The organism is Trueperaceae bacterium, from assembly GCA_023954415.1.
Taxonomy (GTDB): Bacteria; Deinococcota; Deinococci; order Deinococcales; family Trueperaceae; genus JAAYYF01.
The window spans coordinates 80,425-103,822 of the sequence record JAMLIB010000002.1; the positions used below are offsets into that span (position 1 = coordinate 80,425).

A 23,398-nucleotide genomic window follows, 5' to 3' on the forward strand; every position below is an offset into this window, starting at 1 on the left:
GGCCAGCCTCTCGCGAGAGACCCTCACCGAGGAAGCTAAGCACCGCCTGGGGGCGGCTCATGCGTTGCCGCCCTCCGCGGGGGCCGCGCTCACCTGTCGGCTGCCGTCTCTCACGTTGAACATCCGGAGCTTCACGCCCGGCTACCTCGACAACTGCGCTCGTGCGCTCGTGCACGAGCCGGGTACCGCGTCAGACCGGGTGCCCGCCGGGGTGCCCGCCGGGGTGCGCCTCGACGTGGTCGTGGCGGACCGAGCGGCGCACCCTACCCTCGCTCTGTCCACGCCAGCCGAGCCGGAGCCCCCTCTCCCGAGCCTCGAGGCCGACGACCTGGACGGTTACCTAGACACCGCCTACGGCGCCTGGCACCTGCTCCGCCGGGACTGCCCCAACGCGGGGCAAGGGTTGGTGCTCCTCGACGCTCCCGGTCGTTGGCCACCGTGGGAGACCTCGTTCCCCATGCGCCACTTCCTCAACTGGGGGTACGCAGCACAAGGGATGCGGCTCCTGCACGCCGCGACGTTGGGGCTTGGCAGCACGGGGGTGCTCTTGGCCGGGTCTGGGGGCGCGGGCAAGTCAGGCACGACGCTCACGGGAATACTGCACGGTCTGCGCAGCGTGGGCGACGATTACGTGGCGCTGGCGCACGACGCGGGCGGCGTGCGCGCCTACCCGGTGGTGAAGCTGATGAAGCAGGACCCGGCCGGGCTGGCGCGCTTGGGCGTGAACACCCACGGCCCAGCGCTGGGGCCGCTGAACTGGCAGGGCAAGCACGAGTTCGACCCGACCGACCTCGCACCAGGCTGCCTGGCGCCGCAACTGACGGTGAAGGCCGTGCTCTTGCCCAGCATCACAGCCGAGGCCACCACGCGCCTCGTTCCGGCCTCGGCCCAGGCAGTCATGTTCGCCCTGATGCCGACCAACCTCGGCCAACTGCCGGGCCGCATGCGGCAGGGGTTCGGCTTCGTCGGCCGCCTGGCGAGGGCCCTGCCCGGCTACCACCTGACCCTCGGTACGGAACCCGCCGAGGTGGCCGCCACCCTCGCTCGCTTCATGGGTAAGCTCGCTGCGTGAGGATCGCGTTGCTGATGGCCGCCTTCAACGCCGAGGCGCACGTGCGGGCGGCCCTGCTCTCGGCCCTGGCGCAGCGGCGGCCCGGGCTCAGCCTCGAGGTGTTCGTCGTGAACGACGGCAGCACAGACCACACCGCCGAGGTGGTGCGCGCTGTGGCCGCCACGCACGCCGGTGTGCACCTGATCGAGACCCAGAACCAGGGCCCTGCGGCCGCCCGCAACGTGGCCCTCGAGGCGCTCCCGAACAGCACGGACCTCGTTTCGTTCCTCGACGCCGACGATCTCCTCCCTCCCGACCGGTACGAGCGAGACCTCGCGCTGTTCACGGCCGACGCCGCGCTCGACCTTACGTACGGCACCACGGTCATGTTCCGCGAGGCCACCGCCAACGACACGGGGCCGGCACCGGGCAGCAAGACGGCCACGGGACGAGGGTTGCAGCTGGGCTCCGGCACGTACCGTTACGGCCTCATCCGCCAGGTGGGTGCGTTCGATACCTCGTTCGCCCAAGCCGAGGACCTGGATTTCCTGCTACGCATGTTCGAGCTGAGCCCCAAGTACGCCATCCGCGACGACCATTGCCTCTACTATCGGCGCCACAGCGGCAACCTGACCCGCGACACCGCTGCGTTGCGTCGTGAGTTCGCCAGGGCCCTGCTCTTCTCTATGCGGCGGCGCCGCGCCAACGGGCTGCCGCCCCCACCGCCAGAGGTCTTCGCTAAGGGCGGGCTGCAGGAGGCCCACGGTTGGTGAACCGCGCCACGGGCTACTCGGTCGTCATCCCAGCGTTCAACGCGGCCGCGACCATAGCGGAAGCGGTCCGCTCGGTGCTGGCCCAGAGCGTCCCTGCGCGCGCGGTCGTGATCGTCGACGACGGCTCTACGGACGCCACCGCCGAGGTCGTGGCCGCCCTCCCTGGGCCCGTGCGCCTGGTACGGCAGGCCAACCAGGGGCCGGGCGCCGCCACCAACGCCGGCTTCGCGCTGTGCGAGGACCCCCTTGTGGCCACGCTGGACGCCGACGACCTCTGGTTGCCGGGCAAGATGGAGCGCCAGTTGGAGCGCCTGCGCGCCGACGCGGACCTGGCGGCGGTCTTCTGCCGCCTCGCGACGTTCCAGGACGACCCAGCCCGTGCTGACCTGGCCGGCGCTCGCGGCGGCTGGTCGCGCAGCACGATGCTCATAAGGCGCGAGGTGATCGCGGCGGTGGGCCCCATCGTCGACCCGCCAGGCCGCGCAGGCGAGATGGTCGACTGGTTCGCCCGCGCCAAGGAGCAGGGTCACCGCTTCGAGCTGATCGCCGAACCGTTGGCCCTCCGGCGCGTGCGGCCCGGCAGCCTCACTTACGCTCACCCCGACCTGGCAGGGAGTTACCTGCAGGTCGCGCGTGCGGCACTCCTCAGGCGACGCGCGGCCGCACGTAAGGACGGCTGAAGCGTGCCGCCCGAGGCCCTAGCGGCAAGGCTCGCCCGCCGCGGCTTCCCGGCCCCGGAGTGGGCGTGGCCAACGGGTCCTCGCGACCTGCTGCTCCGCGCCGCCCTGCTGCCCGACTCCGGTGAGGCCCGGGCCGCCCTCAGGGCATGGCTGAACTCGCACGACCTAGATGAGATCTCGTTCGCCGACCACCGCCTGATGGCCGCGGTGGCAGAACGCCACGGCGCAGACCTGGCAGGCTCGCCCGAGTACCCTCGGCTGAAGGGCTTGCAGCGCCAGTTGTGGACACGCTCGCGGTTGAGCCTGGACGCTTCACGCTCCGCCGTCCAAGCCTTCGTTGCCGCCGGTTTGTCGCCGCTGCTGCTGAAGGGCGCCGCCCGCATCGCTCTGGACCCCGCCGCTCAGCGCCAGCGCGCTCAGCACGATGTGGACGTGCTGTTGCGCCCCGAGGAGGTCGTGCCCGCCGCCCGTGTGCTGGTGGACGCCGGTTGGGTCACCATGTACGGCGACTCGAAGTTGGCGGCAGTGGCGCGGGCGCGCGTAGCGCGGGCCATCAACTTCGTGCTGCTGCCCTGGGGGAACCTGGACCTCCACCGGAGTCCTTACCACGGGCGGCAGGTGAACGCGCACCTCGACGCCCGGGTCTGGAGCGACGCGCAGAGCGCGGAGTTCTTCGGGGTACCCGTCTTGGTGCCGTGCGCCGCGGAGCGCCTGGCCATGTGCTTGGCTCACGGCGTCACGTACCCCGAGACGCACTCCGACTGGCTCGTGGACGCCGCCGAGATCATCACTGGGGGCGAGGTGGATTGGGAGCGGGCCTGCGACGTCTTCGTACGGCGGCGCATGGTCACGGAGGCGCTGGTGGCGCTCAGCTACCTGCACGAGGGCCTGGGGATCGAACTGCCGCCGTCAGCGCTTTCCGCCTTACCCGCACTCACGCTGGACCCGCTCCCCTACCGGCTGGCAACGCTTCTCCTAGCGCGCCCCGCGCTGGCCACTCGCCCGTGGTTCGAACGCCTCCCCCGCCGGGCCCTGACGTCGGCGCGCTACTGGCAGCCGCAGCTGCGCAGGCTCTGGCTCCTGAAGGGCGGGCCATCGTGGGGCCGCGGCGGTGAGCCCCTGCCGACCATGGGCGGCGCCATCGCGCGTACGGCCAACAGGGCTACCCTGGGGAGCCACCGCCCCTCCCCTGCCGGCTCGCTGCCTGACCAGAGTGCGCACGACACCCACTACACGACGGCCGCCATTCTCCATGCCCCACGCACCGCCGCGCCGAACGCCGCCACCCACGTCGACATCTCGGTAGCGTTCCGGGCCCCCGGCGTGCGGCGGCGCGTGACCTTCGAGCTGAACAGCGAGACGGTGCACCTGGCCCGCTTCCACGTGTTCGTCTTCGGCGGGACCAACGGTGGGACCAACGGTGGGACCAACGGTGGGACCAACGGCGGGACCAACGGCGTGATGCGGGCGCGCCTGCAAGCGCGCGTGCACTTGCCCACCGACTGCCAGACGCTCACCCTCGAGTCCCGCCCGAGGAAGTTCCCGCTGCCCACGGCGCAGTCGACGCAACTGAGGAAGACCGAGCCGGTGCCGTTCACCGTGATCAGCTCGAACCTGGCAGTGCACCAGCCGACGGAGCCTCCGTGAGCCCGCCTTCGCCCTCGCCGGCCAGCCGGTAGTCCCTTAGGACTCGCCCGGGGTCACCCACGTCGACAACGGCGCCGCCCTCCAGGACGACGGCCAGGTCGGAGCCGGCCACGGTCTCGAGCCGGTGGGCGATGGTTATCACCGTTCGCGTGCCAGCGACTACCCTTAACGCGTCGTAGACGGCCTGCTCCGTGTGCACGTCCAGCGCGCTGGTGGCCTCGTCGAACACCAGCACCTGCGGGTTCCGGTAGAGCGCCCGAGCGATCCCGATGCGCTGGCGCTGCCCTCCCGACAGCCGCACCCCGCGCTCGCCCACCACGGACTCGTACCCGTTCGGTAGCTCACCCTCGATGAACGAACTCAGTTGCGCTGCCTCGCAGGCGCGCTCGATAGCAGCGCGGTCGACCAGTGCAGCTGGCATCCCGAAGGCCACGTTCTCCGCCACCGTCCCATCGACCAAGAAGATGCTCTGCGGGACGTAACCGAACAACCTGCGGTACGCCAGCAAGTTGGCGGCCGTCACCGGCACGCCGTCCACGCTGATGGTGCCTTCGGTCGGCGGCAGCAGGCCGAGGATCACGTCGGCCAGCGTGGTCTTCCCCGCCCCCGTGCGGCCTATGAGCGCGACGCTGCCGCGCCTCGGGATGCTCAGGTCCACGCCGTTCAAAGCGCGGCGCTCCGAGCCTGGGTAGCGGTAGGAGACGGCGCGCAGCAGGATCCGCTCCTCGAAGGCGAGTGGCGCTTCAGGCGCGGCAGCTTGCGGCAGTTCGGCCTCGGCCGCGAAGTCGGCGGCGATGGCCTCTAGCGCCCCTTCCGCGTAACGCAAGCGCGCCACCGCCCCGAAGATCGCTTGCAACGCCGGCAGCAGCCTCATGCCGGCCACCGCGTACACGCCGAGCAGCGGCAGCGCCGCACCGAACGACTCGGTGCGCCCAGCCATGCTGACCGCGATGAGGATCATGCCGCTCATCGCCATGGCCTCGAGCGCGTAGCGCGGCACCGTGGAGATGACGCCGCTGAGCGACTGGGCGTCGGCGTAGCGCTTCGATGGCACCCGGAAGCGAGCGCCCGCGCCCTCCTCCAGGCCAAGGAGCTTGACCTCCTTGAACCCGCCAAGGCCCTCGTTAACGAGGCGTAACCGCTCCCGGTTCGCGCTCGTCGCCTCTCGCCCGACCCGCCTGAGCACCCCCTTGACGGCGGCGTAGATCAAGGCATAAGCCCCCGCAAGTGAGGCGAAAGCCACCACCGCCAACATGGGATCGAGCACGAGCAGGAACGCCACGATCGCGAGCGCCACCACCGCCCTCGCCACCAAGGTAAGCGCCGCCACGAAGCCGTCGCTCGTCAAGCGGTAGACCTCCTGCATGACGTTGTTGGCCATGGCGGCCGAGTTGCGCGACAGCATGAACGTGTAAGGCTGCGCCAGGTAATGCGTGAACAACCTAGTGGAGAGCGTGTCGTTGAGCCCCCACGCGAAGCGCAGCAGGCGCCAGTTGGCAGCGATCCCGACTAGATTCATGAGCACAACCGCCACGGCCGCCCCGACCCCGGCCCAGCGCAACACCGTCAACGGGTCCGCTACCGAACCGACCAACCAGGCCCCCACCAGGGGAACCCCCGCGGCGCTGCCAGGATCGCCCAGCAGCGTGAAGAACGGGACCACGGCGGCCACGCCCACAACTTCGAACAACGCCGCCACGACGACCAACGGCAGCAGGCGCAACACGGCGCGCTTCTCTGTTGGGGAAAGTAGGTCGTAAAGCCTCGGCAGCATCGGTCGCCTCGCAGGGGGAAGCAGTCGGAGACCACTAAACCACGTGCGTCAACGCGCGTGCTCGACGGGCCCGGCCCCGCGCGGTGCATGTGGCATTTCGCGTCGTACCACCCACGCGGCCGGCGCTAGGCTCCCATGGAACGGAGGCAACATGTCACGACGTCTACTCTTGTTCATGATCGCCATCGTCGCCGCGGGCGGCCTATTGATCGGGTGTGGAGGCAGCACACCGGCCCCCCAACCGCCCACCGGCCTGAGCGCTACCCCCGGAATCGCTGCTGTTGGCGAGGTCGTCACCCTCACCGGCCAGCACCTCGGCAGTAGCGCCGGCACGCTCAGCTTAGGCGGCACGCCAGTGACGGCCACCAGCTGGGCCGACGCCGAGGTCGTGTTCACCGTTCCCCCCACGGCCGCGCAGGGTCCGCAAACGGTGACCCTCACCACGGCGGTAGGCTCGGCCACCACCGGCCTGTTCGTCGGGGTCGACTTCCCGAGCGGCACGCTCGAGAGCCTCGCGGCCCTTGCCCTACCCAAGGGCACGGCGGTGCGCCTCGGCGCCGGCACCTTCGCGGCCTCGTCGGAGGTGAGGCTGGATAACCTCAGCCTCTACGGCCGCGGCCCCGGCAGCACCATCGTCCAGAACGCCTTCCCGAACCCTCTCTACCTCCTCGCCGACGACGGCTACGAGCTCACCCTTGAAAGCTTGACGCTGCGCACCGACGCCACCGCGATCGTGCCAGGTGCAGCCGTCCTCCCTGCTTCGTTTGGAGCGTCCGGGTCCGGCCCCGCCTGGAGTACCTCAGTGTTCACGCGCGAGGACCTGGCGGCCGCCGCGGCCGCGCAGACCATCACCTCACAAGCGCTGGCACCAACGAGCTACACCCTGCGCGGCGTGGCCATCGAGCCGGCTTCCGCCACGCCGTTCGGCCTGGTCACCTTGGATCCGGCAGGCCCTGGCATCTACTACCCCGGGGCCATCCACGTTAGCGACGTCACCGTAACGGGGGTTCCACTTGCGATCATGGTGGCGGGGGACGTCGATCTCAACGAGGTCACGTCCACCGGGTCCGGCGGGGTGGTGGCGCTCTCGTTCACCCAACACGCGCAGATCAACGACCTTAAGGTCTCGACCGCGGGCGGCGGTGGCTTCTTGGCCGAGGGCACCTTACTCGGCGGCGGCCGCGGCCTCACGCTCACCAACTCGCAGATCACGGTCGTCGACGGCGACATCACGCTTTACGGCTCGGTCCCCATCAGCATGCCGCTGGGCGGGCCAACCGCGATCACGGGCAACAAGTTCATCGCCCGAGACACGGACCCGCTCGACGGCATCGACTGGGGCGTGATCGAGTTCATGACCCTGCTGGGCAGCGCCGACTTCTCCAACAACGAGGTCACCGCCGAGGGCGGTTTCGTGTTCGAAAGCCAAGAAGCGGCTACCCGCATGCGCGCGAACACCTTCACGCTCGGGTCGGCCGACTACCCCACCACCGAGTTCAGCTTCGGGGTGGCTGGCGGCATCCTCGCCCTCGAAACCAACCACGCCGAGTTCCTGAGCACGGGCGGGTTGCGCGTTGACGCCGAGGGCGGGCAAGCCACCCTCACAGGCAACACCGTCACTGGCCACAGCGACACGGGCACGGCCCTTTACCTCCACCACGAGGATGAAGAGTTGACCTTCACAGCCACCGGCAACACGTTCAGCTCGTTCGGCCAGGCCCTCTTCATCGACCGGGACACTGGGTTCGCCGAAACCCTGACCGCCCGGATCAACGACAACGTCTTCGACTTCCCGATCGACGCGGCGCCCAAGGCCGCCACCGTGAACGACTTCCTCGCGACGGACGGCACCCTCGACGCGCGCAACAACCGCTGGGGTAGCAACACCTCAGCGGCTACCGTCGCGAGCTACGTCGCGTACACGGGCACCAGCGACCCTGACACGCTCCAGGTCGCTCCGATCACGCAACCGTAAGGCGAACGAGCTACGAGCGAGCGGGGCTGATCCACCACGGGTCAGCCCCGCGCCGCCGCCTCCATCTGCATATGCTCGAAGGCCGGCGCGAAGTCCTGCAGCTCGCGCTCGCTAAGCCCCACCTCCGGGCTCTTGGCCACCACACGCCAGTTCGCGACAGCCCTATGCACCTCGCGGAGGGCGCCCAGTGCCTGGGACTCCGAGATCGAGAAGAGCCGGCACCGTCTCAGCAAGGTGCCGATGTCCGTGATCGGTCCGTCCTCCTCCGAGAGCCACGTCTTCGACTCCCGGTCCTTGTCGGGGAACGGGTTCAGGTCGAACGTGGGCGCCAGGCGCCATTGGCCGTGGCCGACGTGCAGGAACGCGAGGTTCTGGAGGTGATCGTCCACGTTGGTGATGAGCAGGTTGAAGACCAAGCGGCGCCACAGCTCCAAACGGTCGCGAGCCGGATCGTCGCCACGCGCCTCGATGGTTCGGACCACCTCCGTGTACGCCCGGTCTTCCTGGCGCGATGACAGCAGCATCGACGCGGCCGAGAGGTACGGGATGCGACCATCGCCCGCGTCCCTGTCGAACCGGCGAACGACGACGACGGGCGTCCCTTCCACCAGCTCGATACGCGCGGCAGCTCGAGGAGCGGCGGGGTGCGCCTGCGACCCTCATCGACGCTGGCTTCGTATCGACCGTCGGGGCCAACGAGGCGGAGCGCCCCTACCCGGCTGAAGTCGTCGACGGCAAGCAGGAAGTCGAGTTCCGTCAACGCCGCCAGCTCCGCCCCCGGCCGCACGTCGGCTCGCATGCTCACGCAAGATGATGCGGCGCCCCCAGGCATCGGGAGCGGTGTCGGCGATGGCGAGCGGGAAGTGCGAATCCGCCGAGGTTGGCGCGCGGCGGTACTGGTGATCGAGAGTGAACTTGAGGTCGGGCGAGACCTCGAACGCATCCGGGTTCGTCAGCCAACCCTGGTCGTACGCGACGGGGTTCCGCGTCCGGCGGGCGCGACCCGCCTCGCGGCGGGAGAGAAGCGCATCGAGGGGTACGGGGCCAGCCGCCAGCGGCAGGCGAACCGATCGCTTCTTGTCGGGCCGGCAGCGCGCCCAAGACGTCGCTTGCACCAACTGTAAATCCAATTTACAATCGGTGCATGACCAAGGTGATCCCGAGGACCCTCGCAGGTCCACTACTCGCCGCGGCAGCGCAGTACCCCGTGGTGACGGTCACGGGCCCACGCCAGTCGGGCAAGACGACCCTATGCCGCGCCACGTTCCCCGAGCACGCCTACGTGTCACTCGAGCCCCTCGACAACCGGGAGTTCGCCACCCAAGACCCGCGCGGGTTCCTGGCGCAGTTTCAAGGCGGGGTGATACTGGACGAAGCGCAGCGCACGCCGGAGCTGTTCGGCTACCTGCAAGAGGCCGTCGACGAGACCCCGAGCCCGGGCCGCTTCATCATCTCCGGCTCCGAGAACCTCGCCCTCACCACGACCGTGAGCCAGTCCCTCGCCGGCCGCACCGCCATGCTGGTCCTCCTCCCCTTCTCGCTCGAGGAGCGCATGCGGACGGATGCGGCCGACGCGACGCTCGACGAGGTCCTGTTCCAGGGCGGCTACCCTAGGCCGCTGATCACCGGCATCCCGCATGAGCGCTGGCTGCAGGACTACTTCACCACCTACGTCCAGCGTGACGTCCGCCAGCTCACCCAGATCAACGACCTCGGCACGTTCACCCGTTTCGTGCGCTTATGTGCCGGCCGCACGGCGCAAGAAGTGAACCTCAGCCAGCTCGGTTCGGACGCCGGGGTGTCGCACAACACTGCCCGCGCCTGGCTTGGGGTCCTGGAGGCAAGCCACCTGGTGTTCCAACTACCCGCCTGGCACGCCAACGTCAGCAAGCGCATCATCAAGCGCCCCAAGCTGCACTTCATAGACACCGGCCTGGCGAGCGCGCTCCTCGGCATCCGCGACCCGCGACAGCTGACCACGCACCCCCAGCGCGGGGCGCTCTTCGAGACCTTCGTCGCGAGCGAGGTCCTCAAATGGCATCTCGGACGCGGGCTGCCGGCCGACCTCCACCACTACCGGGAAGTGCGTGGCTCCGAGATAGACGTGATCGTCCCTGGTCGGCCGCGTGGGTTCGCTGTCGAGGCGAAGGCGGGGCAGACCGTGCAGTCGGAGTTCTTCGACCACCTTGCGGACCTGCCCGCGGACGACTGGAGGCGCTGCATCGTCTACGGCGGAGCGGGTCGGCAGGTGCGCGGGGGCGTCGAGGTGCTGCCCTGGCGTGCGCTGGCAGCCACCGATTGGGCTGCTGACTGACCAGAGTCATGGGCCGGACCGTCTGCCTCATCCCAGAGTACCGGGCCAGTCGACGCTCCCACACTCACGTCACGAGCCGCCGCCCCCCGGCGGCGGACCCCAGGTACAGCAACATCGCGACCCGTTGCCACACCCCCCGCCTTCGGCTATAGTCATCTCGTTCAAAAGACACCCTGCGCGTCCAAGTTTGTGACGCTAGGCAGGGCGAAGGGCTTCAGTGGCACGCCGGGCACCGTGAGCCGGCCTCCCCGCGATCACCCAATTCGCGGAAGGGAAGTGGCATGGAGATCCAGGGCAAGATCCTCCTCACCTACGGCGCACTGGTCGTGCTGACGCTCGCCGTCTTCGTGGTCGTGGCGGCGTCCTCGCGCGGCGCCCCCGAGCCTTACGCGGACGTGCAGCCGCGCGGCTACCGCGTGAGGCGGGTGTGGTTCTGGTCCCTACTGGCCGTGCTCGTCTTGGCCTTCGGGGTGTGGGGGAGGCTGACGCCTTACTCGAAGGCTGAGGCCGCCCCCGACGCGATCAGCTTCCCCATCGTCGCGCGGCAGTACGCGTTCGAGAACATGCCCGAGGTGGTGCCGTACGGCGTACCCGTGGTGTTCAAGCTGACTTCGATCGACGTCAACCACGGCTTCGCCATCTACGACACGCAGGACCGGATCGTCGGCCAGGTGCAGGCCATGCCGGGCTACGCGAACGACCTGCACGTCACGTTCACGGAGAAGGGCAAGTACATCGTGCGGTGCCTGGAGTTCTGCGGGATCAACCACGCCTTCATGCAGGGCAGCTTCGAGGTGAAGTGACGTGAGCGCCTCCACGAACGACACCACGGCCCGCCGCATCATGGCCCTCTACCTAGCGACCGGCCTCGGCCTCGCCGTTTGCCTCATGGTCGTCGGCATCCTCATGCGCATGTCGCAAGCCGGCTGGATCCGCCTCGCCTCGGTCGACTTCTACGCCCTCATGACGTTGCACGGTGCTGGCATGATCGCCGCCCTCGTGCTGTGCGGCATGGGTGGCATCTGGTACCTCATGCGCCGCGAGATCACGATGTCCGCAAGCCTCGCCCTGTGGGCATACGGCGTGACGGTCGGCGGCGTGCTCCTCGTCGCCGTCGCCGCCGCGTTCGGCAAGTTCGGGGCGGCCTGGACCTTCCTCTACCCGCTGCCGTTCCTGAACCCGACCTGGCCCGCCTGGTCGATCGGCGCCTTCCTGATCGGCCTGACACTCATCGTCTTGGGCTGGACGGTCTGGTGCATCCAGGTCCTGGAGGCCGTGTTGAGGGGCTTCGGCGGCTTCCGCGGCGTACTCGGTTGGGACGCGGTCTTCAGGCCCAAGGCGTTCGCGGCGGCCGGCCGTAAGCTGCCCCCACCGCAGGTGCTGCCGGCCTTCGTCATCGCCTTCGACGGCCTGCTGGCTGCCACCGCTGCCAGCCTCCTCGGCGTGGCGCTGTTCGTGCATTGGCTCGACCCGAGCGTGCCCCTCGACGCCCTCTGGGCGAAGAACATCACCTACTTCTTCGGCCACGACCTTGCGAACTTCATCATCTACATGCTCATCGCGCAGGTCTACGTCGGTCTACCCGCCTACGCGGGGCGCCCGTGGAAGAACTCGGCGGTCCTGACCCTCGGTTGGTGGGGCACCCTCGTGTTCTTGCTCCTCGCCTTCCCGCACCACCTCTACATGGACTTCGCCCAACCCGTCTGGATCCAGTACCTCGGCCTCGGCGCCTCCTACCTGTCGTCCGTGCCCGTGGCGGTCGTGACCGTGTTCGGCGGCCTCCTGCTCGTCTGGCGCTCCGGGATGCGCTGGGGGCTCGGATCGCTCTTCATGTACGCGGGGATGGCCGGCTGGATCCTTGGCGGCATCGGGGCGCTGCTCGACGCGACCATCAACTTCAACGTCCACCTCCACAACACCCTGTGGGTGCCCGCCCACTTCCACACGTACCTGCTCGGCGCGTCGTTCCTCTTCGCGATCGGCTGGGTCTTCGCCATGCTCGAGGTGCGTAGCCCCGACCCGACGCCACCCGCCATGCGTTGGACCATCGGCGTCACCGTGCTGGGCGGCATCGCGCTCCTCGTGGGCACGTTCTACCTGGCCGGCGCGGCCAGCGTGCCCCGCCGTTACGACGTGGAGCCAGACCCCGGCCCACTCCTCGCCGGCTGGGGCTCCGTCGGCGCCATCATCCTCGTGCTCGGGCTACTCATCGCGACCCTCGAGGGCGCGCGGCTCTGGCGCGGGCTGCGGCGTGCGAAGACGAGCGTCGAGTGGCCGTGGTCACCGGACGCGGCGGCACGACCGGAAGGCGGTGCACGGTGAGCGGCACCCGGAAGACCAACGCCGGCAAGAAGGGCGCCAAGGCGCCCCGACTGTCGCCCTTCGCGACGAACACCATCGTGCTGGCCCTGATCGGCTACTTCTGCATCGTCGTCGCGTGGCTGCACCTTGGCCTCCCCTCCCCGGATCACAGCATCAAGGACCACCACCTCCAGCACCTGTGGTTCCTGATCGGCGGCGGGCTGTGGGGTATCGCGCTCGCCCGTTGGCTGGCGCGCCGCCGCCCCGTCCGCGACCCGCAAGGCGCTTGGCTCTTCCCAGCCCTGCTCGCGCCCATGACGGCGATGTTCCTCATGTGGCCGTCGGCCTACCCGTACGTCGAGGCCCGCCCGCTCCTCCACGCGTCCATGCACCTCGTGTTCGTGGCGCTGGGGGCGCTGACGACGTTCGCCGGCTACCAGTACACGCGCGTGGTCGGCTGGTTGTTGGGGGGCTCGCTCGCCGTCATGGCGTGGCTCGCCGCCTTCTTCTTCGGCGTCACCGCCAAGCCGAACCCCGCTGTCACCGCCATCCTCGACGCGCGCCCGGCACCGGCACCCACGGCCTCGGCTGAGGGTCAGAAGGTCTTCGACCAGATCTGCGCCGCCTGCCACATGACGACGGGCGCCGGCCTGCCCGGGGCGTTCCCGCCCCTGGCGGGGCACCTCCCCGACCTCCTGGCGGCGTCGGGTGGGCGCGACTACGTCGTGCGCGTCGTGCTCAACGGCCTGCAGGGCACCATCTCGATCGGCGGGGTGACTTACAACAGCGTCATGCCCCCTTGGCAACAGCTGAGCGACCAGGAGATCGCCGACGCGCTCAACTACGCCGCCACGGCCTGGGGCAACGAGTTCCCCGAGGGAGCGCAGGCGTTCGAAGCTGGCGAGGTAGCGGCGGCGCGCGGCGAGCCGCTCGGCCCGCAACAGGTCCACGAGTTGCGGGGGCAGCTCGAGTTACCCTGACAAGGGCCCTGGGGCGCTACGCGCGGCCACGTCCTTATACTGGCCTCATGCTCCTCCGCACCCTCGGCGGTGTGGCGCTGCCGGGTGCCTCGTTCCGTCGTCTGAAACCGCTCCTGATGCTGGCCTACCTCGCCTTGGAAGGGCCGAAGGAACGTCGCTACCTGGCCGAGCTGTTCTGGCCGGACGCGGCTGACCCAAGGCAGAGCCTAGCCGTGGCCGTTTGGCAGTTGCGGCGCGCCTCGCCCGGAGTCGTGCGCGTGGACGACCAAGTGATCGCGGCCGTCGTCGAGTGCGACGCCACCTTGCTTCGTGAGGCGGCTATCGATGGCGAGTGGCGCGACGTGGTGGACCTGTACGGCGGGCCGTTCCTCGATGGTGTCGACGTCGACGCCGGCAACGCCGAGCTGGAGGAGTGGCTCTACGGCACGCGAGAAGCGCTGTCCGTGCTGACCCAGAACGCGCTGATCGCGCTCGCAGAGGAGCACCTGTCGGTCGGCGACCTGCGAGGCGCAGCGCGGCTTAGCGAACGAGCCGCGACGGTCGTGCGTGACCTGGCCACCGCTCAGCCGGAGTCACTGTCTCGCCTCCATGCGTTGCTGGTCGCGACCGGCAACCCGCGGTCCGTGGCGGTGGCGAAGGAGGCCGCGGCCTTCGGCGTCACGTTGTCCGAGCACGCCGACCGGGCCGCCGCCGCTACCGACGTCCCGCTGCCCGAGCACAACTTGCCCAACCTCATCGCCCCGTTCGTGGGTCGCGACCAGGAGCTGCGCGACCTGGAGGCGTTGCTCGAGCGCGGGGAGCGGTTGGTGACCATCACTGGGCTCGGAGGGATGGGCAAGACGCGTCTCGCGATGGCCCTCGCTAGGCGGATGGTGAGTGGACGCCGGTTCACTCGCGTCTACTTCGTTCCGTGCGGCGTCGAGAGGCCGGATCAGGTGCTGACCCAGGTCGCCGCGGTGACGGCCCCGCGAACCGGAGCGCCCGCGCTAACAAGCCTGCGGCGGACGTTCGGTGACGAGAGCGCTTTACTTGTGCTGGACGACCTCGACCAGGTAGCCGGTGACGCTCAACAGCTCGGCGAGCTGCTCGAGGCCTGCCCTCTCGTCAGACTGGTGGTCACCTCGCGCGAGCCGCTGGGCTTGACTGCGGAGTCCCTCTACCCGCTGGGCGGCCTCCCCCTGCCTGGAAGCGCGGCCGAAGCGCTCGCAGGCACGGGAGAGACGAGCGGTCTGGACCTATACGTCCTCACCGCTCGCCGCTTCGACCCCCGTTTCACCCTAGAGCAAGCGAACGCGAGGTTGGTGCTCGACATCTGCAGGCGCCTGGCCGGCGCGCCGCTCGGGATCGAGTTGGCAGCTTCGCTGTCCTCCGTGATATCGCCTGAGGAGCTGGAACGCGAGCTGGAGGCGGACCTCGACACGCTGGTCAGCGTCAGACCCACCACCAACCCGCGGCACACCAGCCTGCGCGTCGTGTTCGAGCGCTCCTGGAGCCTCTTGAGCGACGCCGAGCGTGGCGCGCTGTCGGGTTGCTCCGTCTTCCAGGGCGGCTTCACGCGCGTAGCGGCCGCTGCCGTGCTGCAAATGGACGTGCGGCTGCTCACCGCGCTCCTCGACAGGTCGCTCGTGTGGCGTGCGGGAGGGAGGTACGACTTGCATCCGCTCGTGAAGCAGTACGCGGGCGAGAAGCTGAAGGAGCGGCCGGACGCCGACGAGCTGCGAGCGCGCCACGCGGAGCACTTCTGCGGCCTCGTGGAGTCGAAGAGCCGCTTCGCCTTGAGAGCCGGTCAAAGCGCGGCGTTCGACGAGCTGGACCGGGATCATGCGAACGTACGGGCAGCGTGGGATTGGGCCGGGAAGGCCGGGCGCCATGACGTGCTAGAGCGGATGTTACCCATGTTGGGCAGCTACCTCGCTGACCGCCGGCCCTCGGACGAGCGTATCCGGACGGTTGACGCCGCTCTGGGGCGCGTGGACCCCGACTCGGCGTTGACGGCGCGCCTACTGCTGGAGAGAGGGCAGTTCTTGACGTACGTTGACCCCTCCGAGTCACGCAAGACCCTGGTGCAAGCGCTGCTCCTCGCCCGTAGACACCTTGGCGAGCGTCGCGCGGGGCCGTGGCTCTATGCCTTGGGTCGCACGCTCATGCACCTTGGCGACTTGCCTGGCGCGCGGAGCGCCTACCGTGAAGCCGCGGAGCAGTTGGCGGGCAGCGCTGATGAGCAGCTGCTCGGTGGCTGCCTCTCGAACCTGGCGATGACCAGTACCGACCCGAGGGAGATGGAGCGTCTGTTCACCGAGGCCATCTCGGTCTGCCGACGCACGGGTAACGTCTCCTATCTCGTCAAGGTGCTGCTCAACCTCGGCGGCACGCTCGTGGACGCGCACGGCGACTACGCGGGCGCGTTAGCGCTCTTGCGTGAGGCACTGGCCTTGGAGCGAGCCGAGATCGGCCGGCCACAGCTCTTGATCTACCTGGGTTGCGTCTGCGCGCACCATCTCGCGACGCTGGGCGACCTGGAGGCCGCGGAGCAGCAACTGGCAGACGTCAGGGACCTGACCGCCCCACGGGTGCCGTGGGACGTCGCGCCGTGGATGCTAGCGATGCCGAGCAACTGGGCGCGGGTCTTCATCCACTACGCCCGCGGCGAGGAGGACCTGGTCCGCTCGGTCGGTGCACAGGTCCAGGACGAGACCGTCTGGACACTCCTGGCGTGGATGGCGCTCGACGAAGGCGACACTGCCGCGGCGGCGCCATATCTGCACAGCCTGGTCGAGCTCTCCAAGGCCCCTTGCGACGCCCGGACCGGGTTGAGGTTGAGGGCGTCGGCCATCCTGCTGAGCGCCAGGAGCGAGGCGCTCGAAGCGGCCTCCTCCCTCCACGAGCTTGAGGGGAATGGGTCGAACCCCGGCCTGCCTCACCTGCTCGAGGCGCTCGAGATCATCGCTGCGTCCAACCTGGTACCCCTGGCGTTCGAAGCGTTCATCGTGGCGCACGCTATCGCTCCGGACGTGGTTGGGAGGGAGTGGCTCGAGCTGGCGGCCTCGCAAACGCGCGCGCCCATGCACGCGCGGCGGCGGGCAGGCAGCTTGTTGGCGGCGTGGCCGGCGGGCGAGCGCATGCCGCCCTCGTCACCACCCGTGTCTGCGGGTGTGCCCCTCACGTCAGAAGCCGTGGTGGAGGCGGCGCGAGACCTGATGCGGCGGCTGTCGCCTGCTTAGCCGAGGAACTGGGCGGATCCGTCCTGAGCACGGCGGACAGGCTGCTCCGCCACGCCCGGGCGCTGCCTGCGGCGGGCGCCGGTAGTTGGGAAGGTCGGGATAGTGGCGGGGGCGGGCCGAGGAGGTCCCGTCCCCGCATGCAGGCGGTTCGGAAGTTACTCGGCTTTGCGGAGGTCTGACCACCTGATCTCGGTGAACATCGGGTTGCGGTAGGCGCCGGACACCTTGTCGCTCACGACGAGCGTGTAAGGGAAGCTCGGCAGGAGGGTGAACGGTGCGTCCTCGTAGGCGAGCCTGCCGACCTGGCGGTACAGGTCGTCGCGCTCCGCCGAGTCGAACTCGGTGCGCGCCTGGGCGATCAGGCGGTCGATCTCGTCGTTCTTGTACCCGAAGCGCGCCGTGACCGACGTGGACGACTGGTACCAATCGGCCATGAACTCGTACGCGTCGGGGAAGCTCGCGTAGCCCGCCGCGTTGGCCCACGGCATCTGCATCTCGGCCCACATGCGCGCTTCTTGCTCTGGGCTCAAGTCGACGAGACCTATGGTGAACTTCGGGTTCATGGCCTCCAACGTCTCCTTGAACGCCTGGGTTATCCAGTCGTCGCTCGGGCCGGCCAAGTACATGCCCACCTCCCACAGCTTCCCGCCCCACGCGGCCCGGCAGTGCTCCTCGGCCTTCTCTAGGTCGAGTTTGTAGTGGGGGATGGTGGGGTCGTAGGCGGGGTAGAACGGTAAGAGGAGCATGTTCGGGTAGAACGAGCCGTCTCCGGCGTACTGGGGATCGTCCTCTCCGGTATCCCAGGCGTAGGCGAAGCACTTGCGGGCGTCGCCGTCCGAGAAGAAGTCAGGCGGCACCCCGGACCCGTCGAGCTTCCCCGTGCCGATCAGGGCGTTGTCCACAGGGCTCATCGCCTGGTTGAAGAAGATGGCTCCCACGACCCGTACGCCCCAGGGTAGTGACGGGTCTTTCGACGGGTCGAGCACCTTGACCCCAGGCCAGCCCTCGAGCTCGGAGAGTGGGGTCATGCGGACGTCGATCTGATCGGCCTCGCCCGCTACGAGCGCCGCGACCCGCGCCTCCTCGTCAGGGACCACCTCGTAGACCACCGTCTCGACCTGCGGCGCCGGACCCCAGTAGTCGGGGTTCCTCTCTGCGACCAGCCGCACTCCCGGCTCCCAAGACGCCAACCGGAAAGCGCCGGTGCCGCTGGCGTGGTCGTGAAGGTACCCCTCGCTCAGGTCGGTCGCGAGCAGGTCGCGCCAGGTCGCCTCGTTCCCGTCCCAACCGCCGTTCCTCTTGGCGAGCTCGCTGTCGATGACGAAGTAGCGTGGACTCATCAGGCTGGCGAACAGGATGGGGTCCGGCTCCAAGGAGTGGATGGCGACCGTGCGGTCGTCCAGGCACTCGACGGCAGCGTTGAGCCGGCCCCAGTACTCGGCGTACTCCTCGTCGCTACCTTCCACGCCGAGCTCGCTGAGGGCGTCGGTTGCCGTACCCATGAGCGCTTGGCCCACGAAGCCAGGATCGAGGATCAACGCCCGCTCGATGGAGTACCTCACGTCCTCGCAGGCGAAGGGGTTGCCGCTATGGAACTTCACCCCTGAGCGGAGGTGGAAGGTGTAGGTGCGCCCATCGTCCGAGAGGTCGTAACCGGTGGCCAGTTGGGGCGTGAGGTCGATCGTGGCGCCGCGGTAACCGTACAGGCTTTCGTAAAGGTTCTCGATGACGCTCTGGCCCCACGGTGAGTAGGAGCCGAGCGGATCCAGTGTCTCCGCGTCGAGCATCCGCTGGAACACGTAGGACCGGCCGGCGTGCACTACACGGTCCACATCACCGGCGTCGAGCGTCTGCGCGCCGAGTATTCGCTGGAACACGTAGGACTGGCCCGTGTGCACCGCGCGGTCCACATCACCGGCGTCGAGCGTCTGCGCGCCGAGCGTCCGCTGGAACACGTATGACTGGCCGAGCGCTAGGCACGAGACCAGCAGGGCCAGCGAGAGGATGACCTTGGCGCTCAGGCTCGTGGCTCGTCGAACTGTGGTGTTCATCATCCCTCTTCCTCCTCGGTAGGCTCGGTTCGTTCTCGAACCGTGCTGCGACGGTAGAGGGACGGGATCAACGGCGGCTCAACCCACGGTCAACGGCGACTCACCGGGGCCCGAGGGCAGGTCGACCGTGGCTCACCTAGCGGACGACGGGCGCGGCGTGTGCTTATCTCGTCATCGCTTCCTCGGTCGCCGCCGCCTCCCCCGTCATCAGTGTGCTCATGCGCGGCGGCGGGTCGGTCACTGCTACCGCAAGTCCTACGAACGATACAGATCGTCTAGGTCGAGCAAGACGATACGGCCGTCGTCCTCGGCCAGTCGCTCGAACTCGGCCGTGAAGCCTGCGGCGCTCAGGTACAAGTGGCCGGCCGAGCGCTCGGTCGCCAAGGCGTCCTTGGCCCAGCCGTGGCCGGACGCGGCGAGGCTCTCGAGGTCACGAAGCAAACGGGTATGGACGCTCGGGCCCACGGGTGACGACGACCATTTGACCTCACCCGTCAAGATCCGGTCGTCGTCCAACTTCGCGACCAGGTCTATCTCGATGGAGCGACGATCGCGGTCCTGCCCTTCCCAACTCGACCACTCGATGGCGCGTTGCAGACCTAGGCGCCCGCTCATCGTCGCGTAAGCCTCGCGACACATCCCCTCGAACACCTTGCCCATGTACTGATCGAGCTGCGGAGCCACCTGAGCGGTCCAGACCGCGTGGGGGTCACCGGTCTCGAGCCTGCTCCGGTTCGGCTGAACGAAGCGGTGCCAGAAGCGTAGGGCGTTGTCTGAGACGTAGTAACGCCACGGAGCCTTGGGCGGCGCCCCGAAGTTGCGCTCCCGCGACACCAGCTCCAGGCCTTCGAGCACTTCCAAGGCCCGCCTGATCACATGCGGGCGCTCGGCCAGGCCCGTCGCCTGGGCTATGCGCGCGACCTCGGTGTGGCCATCGGCGATCGCCGTCAGCACCGCCCGGTAATCGGCCGGATCGCGGATGCCTCGCTCTTGTTCGACGATCCTCTCGAGCTGCACGTGAACGCTGCCGCGCGGAGACAAGACTGTCTCCGCGACGCGTGGCCCCAACTCCTCGCCGGGTCGCACGGTCGCCAGGAAGCGGGGCGTGCCGCCGAGGATGCCGTAGAGAAGCGCCTTCTCACGCAGTGGTCGCCCGGGGACCATCTCGGCCGCGTGCTCGTACGTGAACGGGCGCAAGCGCGCGGCCCACGACCACCTCCCGTAGAGCGGGCCCGCTCCATCAGCGAGCCCCTGCAAGGTCGACACCTCCGAGCCGCAGAGCACGATCAGGAGCGGGAGGCCGCGCACCTCGCGGTCCCACACTGCCATGAGCTGCGAGGGGATGTCCTCAGCCGGTCCACCCAGGAGGTTCTGGAACTCATCGATGACCACGACCAGAGGGCCCTCCTTAGCCAGGTCCGCGAACAGCCTGAACACGTGCCGCCAACTCGGGAACAGCTCAGGGGCGCCGTCTCTAACGTCGTGGAGCAGCGGCGCGATCTCACCGAGCAGCTCGCGCTTGTTGAGCTCGGCGGTCGTATCGCCGGCCAGGAAGTAGAAGTACCGACCGCCGCGGAAGGCGTGGTCGAGCAGGTAGGTCTTGCCGACGCGTCGGCGTCCGTATAGGAGGGCCAGCGCCGGCTCGCCTCGTGCGGCGAGGTCGCGAAGCTCACGCAGCTCTGCGACGCGGTCGACGAACTCGGGGGCCGTTGGCCTAGAGCCTATCGCTACCATAGTCTATTTAGACTATAGTCTTATTAGACCGTAGTGTCAAAGCCATTCGACCGCCGTCTCCCACCACTCCCGCGCCGCCGCCACGGTTGCCCGGTACTGCACCTCGTGCGCCAGAACGAACTCGCGGCCATGCACGGTCTCGTCCGGGTACTCGGTGATGACCTGCACGGCCGGGCCTGGTCGCTTCACCTCGGAGAGCACCAACGGCACGCCCCCCTCCAGCGGGAAGAGGAGCTTGCCCGCGTGCGCCGCGTAGGCGGCGAGCTGTTCCGTGTTGAAGGCAACGAGCGCCGGGACCGCCTCTTGCACCTCGCGCGCCACGACACGCAGGAGCCGTTCGGCGAGCTCGCCGAAGCCGGGCTGGTAGCGCGCTATGAGGATGAAGCCCTGCGGCACGGCCCACCACTCGAACTTGTGCGGCAGGTAGCCGGTCAGCGGGCGCACCCACTCGTGAGCAGGGTAGCCGTGGAGGTTGACGAGGAGCCCCGCCCCGCTCTTCGCCATGAGTCGCCGCCGCACCGCGCTCTCGAAGGGGGCCTCGTCGCTCCGGTGCTCGAGGTCGTCGCCGAGCGCCGAGTAGCGCGCGGCGTGGTGCATGTGTTCGGCGTGGACCCGCGCGCATAGCTCGGCGTGCAGGGCGTAGCCGTCGGGGTTCTCCAGGGCGACGACGCCGACGCCGGCATCCGGGTCCGCGATGAGCTCCCGCGCTGCGCGCAGGGCGCCGACGACGCCGGACGTCTCGTTCGCGTGCTGGCCGCCGTTGAGGATCACGGCCGGCCTGGTTCCAGGCCGCCATACCCCGTGGACCATGCGCCCTCTCGCCGTACGCTCCGACAGGCGCTCCCCCGGCAGGTCGAGGACGGTGGCCAGAACGTCCGGTTCCGTCGGCGCTTCCCGTAACCGGGCAAGCTCCTCGGGGCCGAGCGCCCTGCCCGGTCGGTCCGCTGCCACCCCGCGCCGGCCGGCGCCTGCCGCGGCCCGGACGGAGCCACCGGTCCTGCCGGGAGGGGAAGGGGCCGATGGCTTCTCGCGAGCGGACACCCTCACGGTAGCCACGCTCACGGTGTTCTTGCCCCCGATGACGTTCCTGACGAGGGGAACGATCTGGCCCGGCTGCAACCGCCGGTCGCCGTCGGGGAGATCGGCCAGGCGCGTGAACCGCTCCAGCAGCGAGAAGTACAGCTCCTCGTGCAGCGCCTCGGCCGTGTCGAGGCGGTCGTGGCCGACAGGGAGGCGAAGCTCGATGCCGTCGTGCTCGACCTCGATGCGCAGCTGGTCGAAGTGCGGTCCTCGGCCCGACCACGGTTGGGCCACGACGGCCTCCAGCACGAGCCGGTACAGCCGCTCGTAATCCGTCTCCCACGGCTCACTGCGCGCCACCGTGCCGTCCGGCAGCGTGACACGCCACCACCCGCATGGGGTGAGGGCCTCGCGATCCAGCATGCGTACGACGCGGTTCGGTGCGAAGACGTCGAGAGCCCCCTCCCCGCCCGGGCGCACGATCCGCACGGTGTAGCGGAGTTCCGACGTGGCGGCCGGAGAGTGCGCGGCGCCGCTCGGAGGCACGTGCGACGCCGCGCTGGGCAAGGGCCCCCTCGCGAACGTCAGCGACGCACCCGGCCACCAACGCTCCACGAGCCGGGACAGCGGGTACGCCTCGAGCCGGAAGCGGTTCGCCGCGGCGGCCGGATGCGTCGGGTAAGCGACGGTGAAAGCGGTCGGAATGCCGAAGCGTTCCACTTCGGCCCTCCGCTCCAGGAGCTCGCTGACCAACGGCTTGAAGGCGCTGTGCAGGCGCACGTGCCATCCAGCCGCGGCCAGCTCGCGCTCGGTGGCGCGCCGTCGCGGCTCGCCCGCAAAGAGCCAGAACTCGTGCATGGCGCCCTCCGCGCCGCTCCTGGCGAGCGTCTGGAGAACGAGCTCCGCCGCGGACGGGACGGTCGAGCGAGGCAGGACGGTGGCCATGCGCAAGCCTAAAGGATGGTGTCACCCGGCGAGTCAGAACACCTCCGAGCCGGGGCCCACCCAGCCGGCGGCGCACCGACGCGCAGCCTGAGGGACTTCCCGACCTGGCAACACCGCCGCCAGAACGGTACATTGCTCCCAAGAATGCCCCTGTAAGAGCGGGCGAGGCGTCTTTCGGTGGGGAAGGTGACGCAGGTGCTTCGAGAAGCATTGATCGGTAGCGCAGCTTTCCTGGCCTACTACGTCGCAGTGGTCATAGTGCTCCTCGCGGTGCGGCGCCTGCTCAAACCGCCTGGTGAGCTGGTCCGCAAGCTGTTCCACATCAGCGTGGCTGGGTCCATGTTCGTGCCGCTGCACCTCTTGACCTCCTGGCAGCTCGCGGCGGGCATGCTCTTGGGGTTCGGCGTGCTCTTCTACATCGTGATCAGTTGGGCAGGTCGCTACCCACGCTTCATGCGAGCCCTCCACGAGCGGCACCCGGGCGAGGTCCGCTCGAGCCTGGCGCTCATGTTCTTCACCATGGCCGTGCTCTTCGCCCTCGGTTGGGGTTGGCTAGATCCGGACTCCAAGTTCATGGTCGTGGCCCCGATCATGGGGTGGGGGTTCGGCGACGCGGCCGCGGCACTCGTCGGCAAGAAGTGGGGCAGGCACAGGCTCAGCCACCCGTGGGTGGACAACAAGAAGACGACGGAGGGCACCATCGCCATGGTCGTGTTCGCCGCTGCCGCCATCCTCGTCACGCTCATCGGTTACACCGCCTGGCCGTGGTACGCGTGCCTCCTTGTTGCCTTGCTGGTGGCGCCCGTGACGGCCGTGGTCGAACTCGTGACCCGAAACGGCCTCGATACCGTCACCGTCCCCCTGGGCACGTTCACCTGGCTGCTCGCGGTCGTGACGCTGCTCGGGCGGCTAGGAGTCCTCTGATCGGCGCC

Annotated in this window: 16 protein-coding genes; 11 read left to right on the forward strand and 5 right to left on the reverse strand. The window is 69.0% G+C overall.

What is annotated here, in order from left to right; translation table 11 throughout:
* Positions 1 to 115: 115 nt before the first annotated feature.
* Genes M9914_02825 through M9914_02840 form a run of 4 tightly spaced genes read left to right on the forward strand, consistent with a single transcriptional unit; the run spans position 116 to position 4,151 of the window.
* Entirely contained in the window at positions 116 to 1,072 is a 957-nt protein-coding gene (locus M9914_02825; protein ID MCO5173099.1) for a hypothetical protein, read from the forward strand.
* A complete protein-coding gene (locus M9914_02830) occupies positions 1,069 to 1,824 on the forward strand; it encodes a glycosyltransferase family 2 protein (GenBank protein ID MCO5173100.1) in 756 nt (251 codons plus the stop codon). Before M9914_02825 ends, M9914_02830 begins: the two co-directional genes overlap by 4 nt.
* Positions 1,821 to 2,504 (forward strand): glycosyltransferase family 2 protein, encoded by a 684-nt coding sequence (locus M9914_02835; protein ID MCO5173101.1) that lies wholly within the window; start codon positions 1,821 to 1,823, stop codon positions 2,502 to 2,504. The genes M9914_02830 and M9914_02835 overlap by 4 nt, the downstream gene beginning before the upstream one ends.
* Positions 2,505 to 2,507: 3 nt before the next feature.
* Entirely contained in the window at positions 2,508 to 4,151 is a 1,644-nt protein-coding gene (locus M9914_02840; GenBank protein ID MCO5173102.1) for a nucleotidyltransferase family protein, read from the forward strand.
* Here M9914_02840 and M9914_02845 read toward each other — a convergent pair.
* Positions 4,108 to 5,925, reverse strand: coding sequence for an ABC transporter ATP-binding protein/permease (locus M9914_02845; GenBank protein MCO5173103.1), 1,818 nt, complete (start codon positions 5,923 to 5,925; stop codon positions 4,108 to 4,110). The genes M9914_02840 and M9914_02845 overlap by 44 nt on opposite strands.
* Before the next feature lie 151 nt (positions 5,926 to 6,076).
* Between M9914_02845 and M9914_02850 the strand changes: the two genes are divergently transcribed.
* Positions 6,077 to 7,900: an IPT/TIG domain-containing protein gene (locus M9914_02850; protein ID MCO5173104.1), complete on the forward strand. Its 1,824-nt coding sequence runs from the start codon at positions 6,077 to 6,079 to the stop codon at positions 7,898 to 7,900.
* A gap of 41 nt (positions 7,901 to 7,941) precedes the next feature.
* Here the strand turns inward: M9914_02850 and M9914_02855 are convergent, their stop codons facing one another.
* Entirely contained in the window at positions 7,942 to 8,508 is a 567-nt protein-coding gene (locus tag M9914_02855; GenBank protein ID MCO5173105.1) for a HipA domain-containing protein, read from the reverse strand.
* A gap of 536 nt (positions 8,509 to 9,044) precedes the next feature.
* On the opposite strand from M9914_02855, the gene M9914_02860 reads away from it, so the two are divergent.
* The 5 genes from M9914_02860 to M9914_02880 all read left to right on the forward strand — a co-directional run bounded on the left by M9914_02860 (position 9,045) and on the right by M9914_02880 (position 16,716).
* Positions 9,045 to 10,214 (forward strand): ATP-binding protein, encoded by a 1,170-nt coding sequence (locus M9914_02860; GenBank protein MCO5173106.1) that lies wholly within the window; start codon positions 9,045 to 9,047, stop codon positions 10,212 to 10,214.
* Between the two features lie 281 nt (positions 10,215 to 10,495).
* Positions 10,496 to 11,017: a hypothetical protein gene (locus M9914_02865; protein MCO5173107.1), complete on the forward strand. Its 522-nt coding sequence runs from the start codon at positions 10,496 to 10,498 to the stop codon at positions 11,015 to 11,017.
* A gap of 1 nt (position 11,018) precedes the next feature.
* On the forward strand, positions 11,019 to 12,536 hold the full coding sequence (locus M9914_02870) for a cbb3-type cytochrome c oxidase subunit I (GenBank protein MCO5173108.1): 1,518 nt from the start codon (positions 11,019 to 11,021) through the stop codon (positions 12,534 to 12,536).
* Positions 12,533 to 13,495, forward strand: a complete 963-nt coding sequence (locus M9914_02875) for a cytochrome c (GenBank protein MCO5173109.1) — start codon at positions 12,533 to 12,535, stop codon at positions 13,493 to 13,495. The genes M9914_02870 and M9914_02875 overlap by 4 nt, the downstream gene beginning before the upstream one ends.
* 47 nt (positions 13,496 to 13,542) lie before the next feature.
* The gene (locus tag M9914_02880; GenBank protein MCO5173110.1) at positions 13,543 to 16,716 is read left to right on the forward strand and encodes an NACHT domain-containing protein; all 3,174 of its coding nucleotides are present in this window, start codon (positions 13,543 to 13,545) and stop codon (positions 16,714 to 16,716) included.
* Positions 16,717 to 16,871: 155 nt separating this feature from the next.
* Here the strand turns inward: M9914_02880 and M9914_02885 are convergent, their stop codons facing one another.
* The 3 genes from M9914_02885 to M9914_02895 all read right to left on the reverse strand — a co-directional run bounded on the left by M9914_02885 (position 16,872) and on the right by M9914_02895 (position 22,466).
* Complete coding sequence (locus tag M9914_02885; protein ID MCO5173111.1) at positions 16,872 to 18,767, reverse strand: ABC transporter substrate-binding protein; 1,896 nt, start codon at positions 18,765 to 18,767, stop codon at positions 16,872 to 16,874.
* Positions 18,768 to 19,022: 255 nt separating this feature from the next.
* Positions 19,023 to 20,501: a hypothetical protein gene (locus tag M9914_02890; protein MCO5173112.1), complete on the reverse strand. Its 1,479-nt coding sequence runs from the start codon at positions 20,499 to 20,501 to the stop codon at positions 19,023 to 19,025.
* 36 nt (positions 20,502 to 20,537) lie between these two features.
* Positions 20,538 to 22,466 carry a hypothetical protein gene (locus M9914_02895; protein MCO5173113.1) on the reverse strand — a complete coding sequence of 643 codons (1,929 nt, stop codon included), beginning with the start codon at positions 22,464 to 22,466 and terminating at the stop codon, positions 20,538 to 20,540.
* A 195-nt stretch (positions 22,467 to 22,661) separates the two neighbouring features.
* Here M9914_02895 and M9914_02900 point away from each other — a divergent pair, with 195 nt between their 5' ends.
* Positions 22,662 to 23,390, forward strand: a complete 729-nt coding sequence (locus M9914_02900) for a hypothetical protein (GenBank protein MCO5173114.1) — start codon at positions 22,662 to 22,664, stop codon at positions 23,388 to 23,390.
* The last annotated feature ends 8 nt before the right edge of the window (positions 23,391 to 23,398 follow it).

Coding starts and splice junctions, on each gene's coding strand:
- M9914_02895 (MCO5173113.1), bottom strand. CDS start 22,466: ATGGCCACCGTCCTGCCTCGCTCGACCGTCCCGTCCGCGGCGGAGCTC.
- M9914_02845 (MCO5173103.1), bottom strand. CDS start 5,925: ATGCTGCCGAGGCTTTACGACCTACTTTCCCCAACAGAGAAGCGCGCC.
- M9914_02850 (MCO5173104.1), top strand. CDS start 6,077: ATGTCACGACGTCTACTCTTGTTCATGATCGCCATCGTCGCCGCGGGC.
- M9914_02880 (MCO5173110.1), top strand. CDS start 13,543: ATGCTCCTCCGCACCCTCGGCGGTGTGGCGCTGCCGGGTGCCTCGTTC.
- M9914_02885 (MCO5173111.1), bottom strand. CDS start 18,767: ATGAACACCACAGTTCGACGAGCCACGAGCCTGAGCGCCAAGGTCATC.
- M9914_02860 (MCO5173106.1), top strand. CDS start 9,045: ATGACCAAGGTGATCCCGAGGACCCTCGCAGGTCCACTACTCGCCGCG.
- M9914_02865 (MCO5173107.1), top strand. CDS start 10,496: ATGGAGATCCAGGGCAAGATCCTCCTCACCTACGGCGCACTGGTCGTG.
- M9914_02890 (MCO5173112.1), bottom strand. CDS start 20,501: ATGGTAGCGATAGGCTCTAGGCCAACGGCCCCCGAGTTCGTCGACCGC.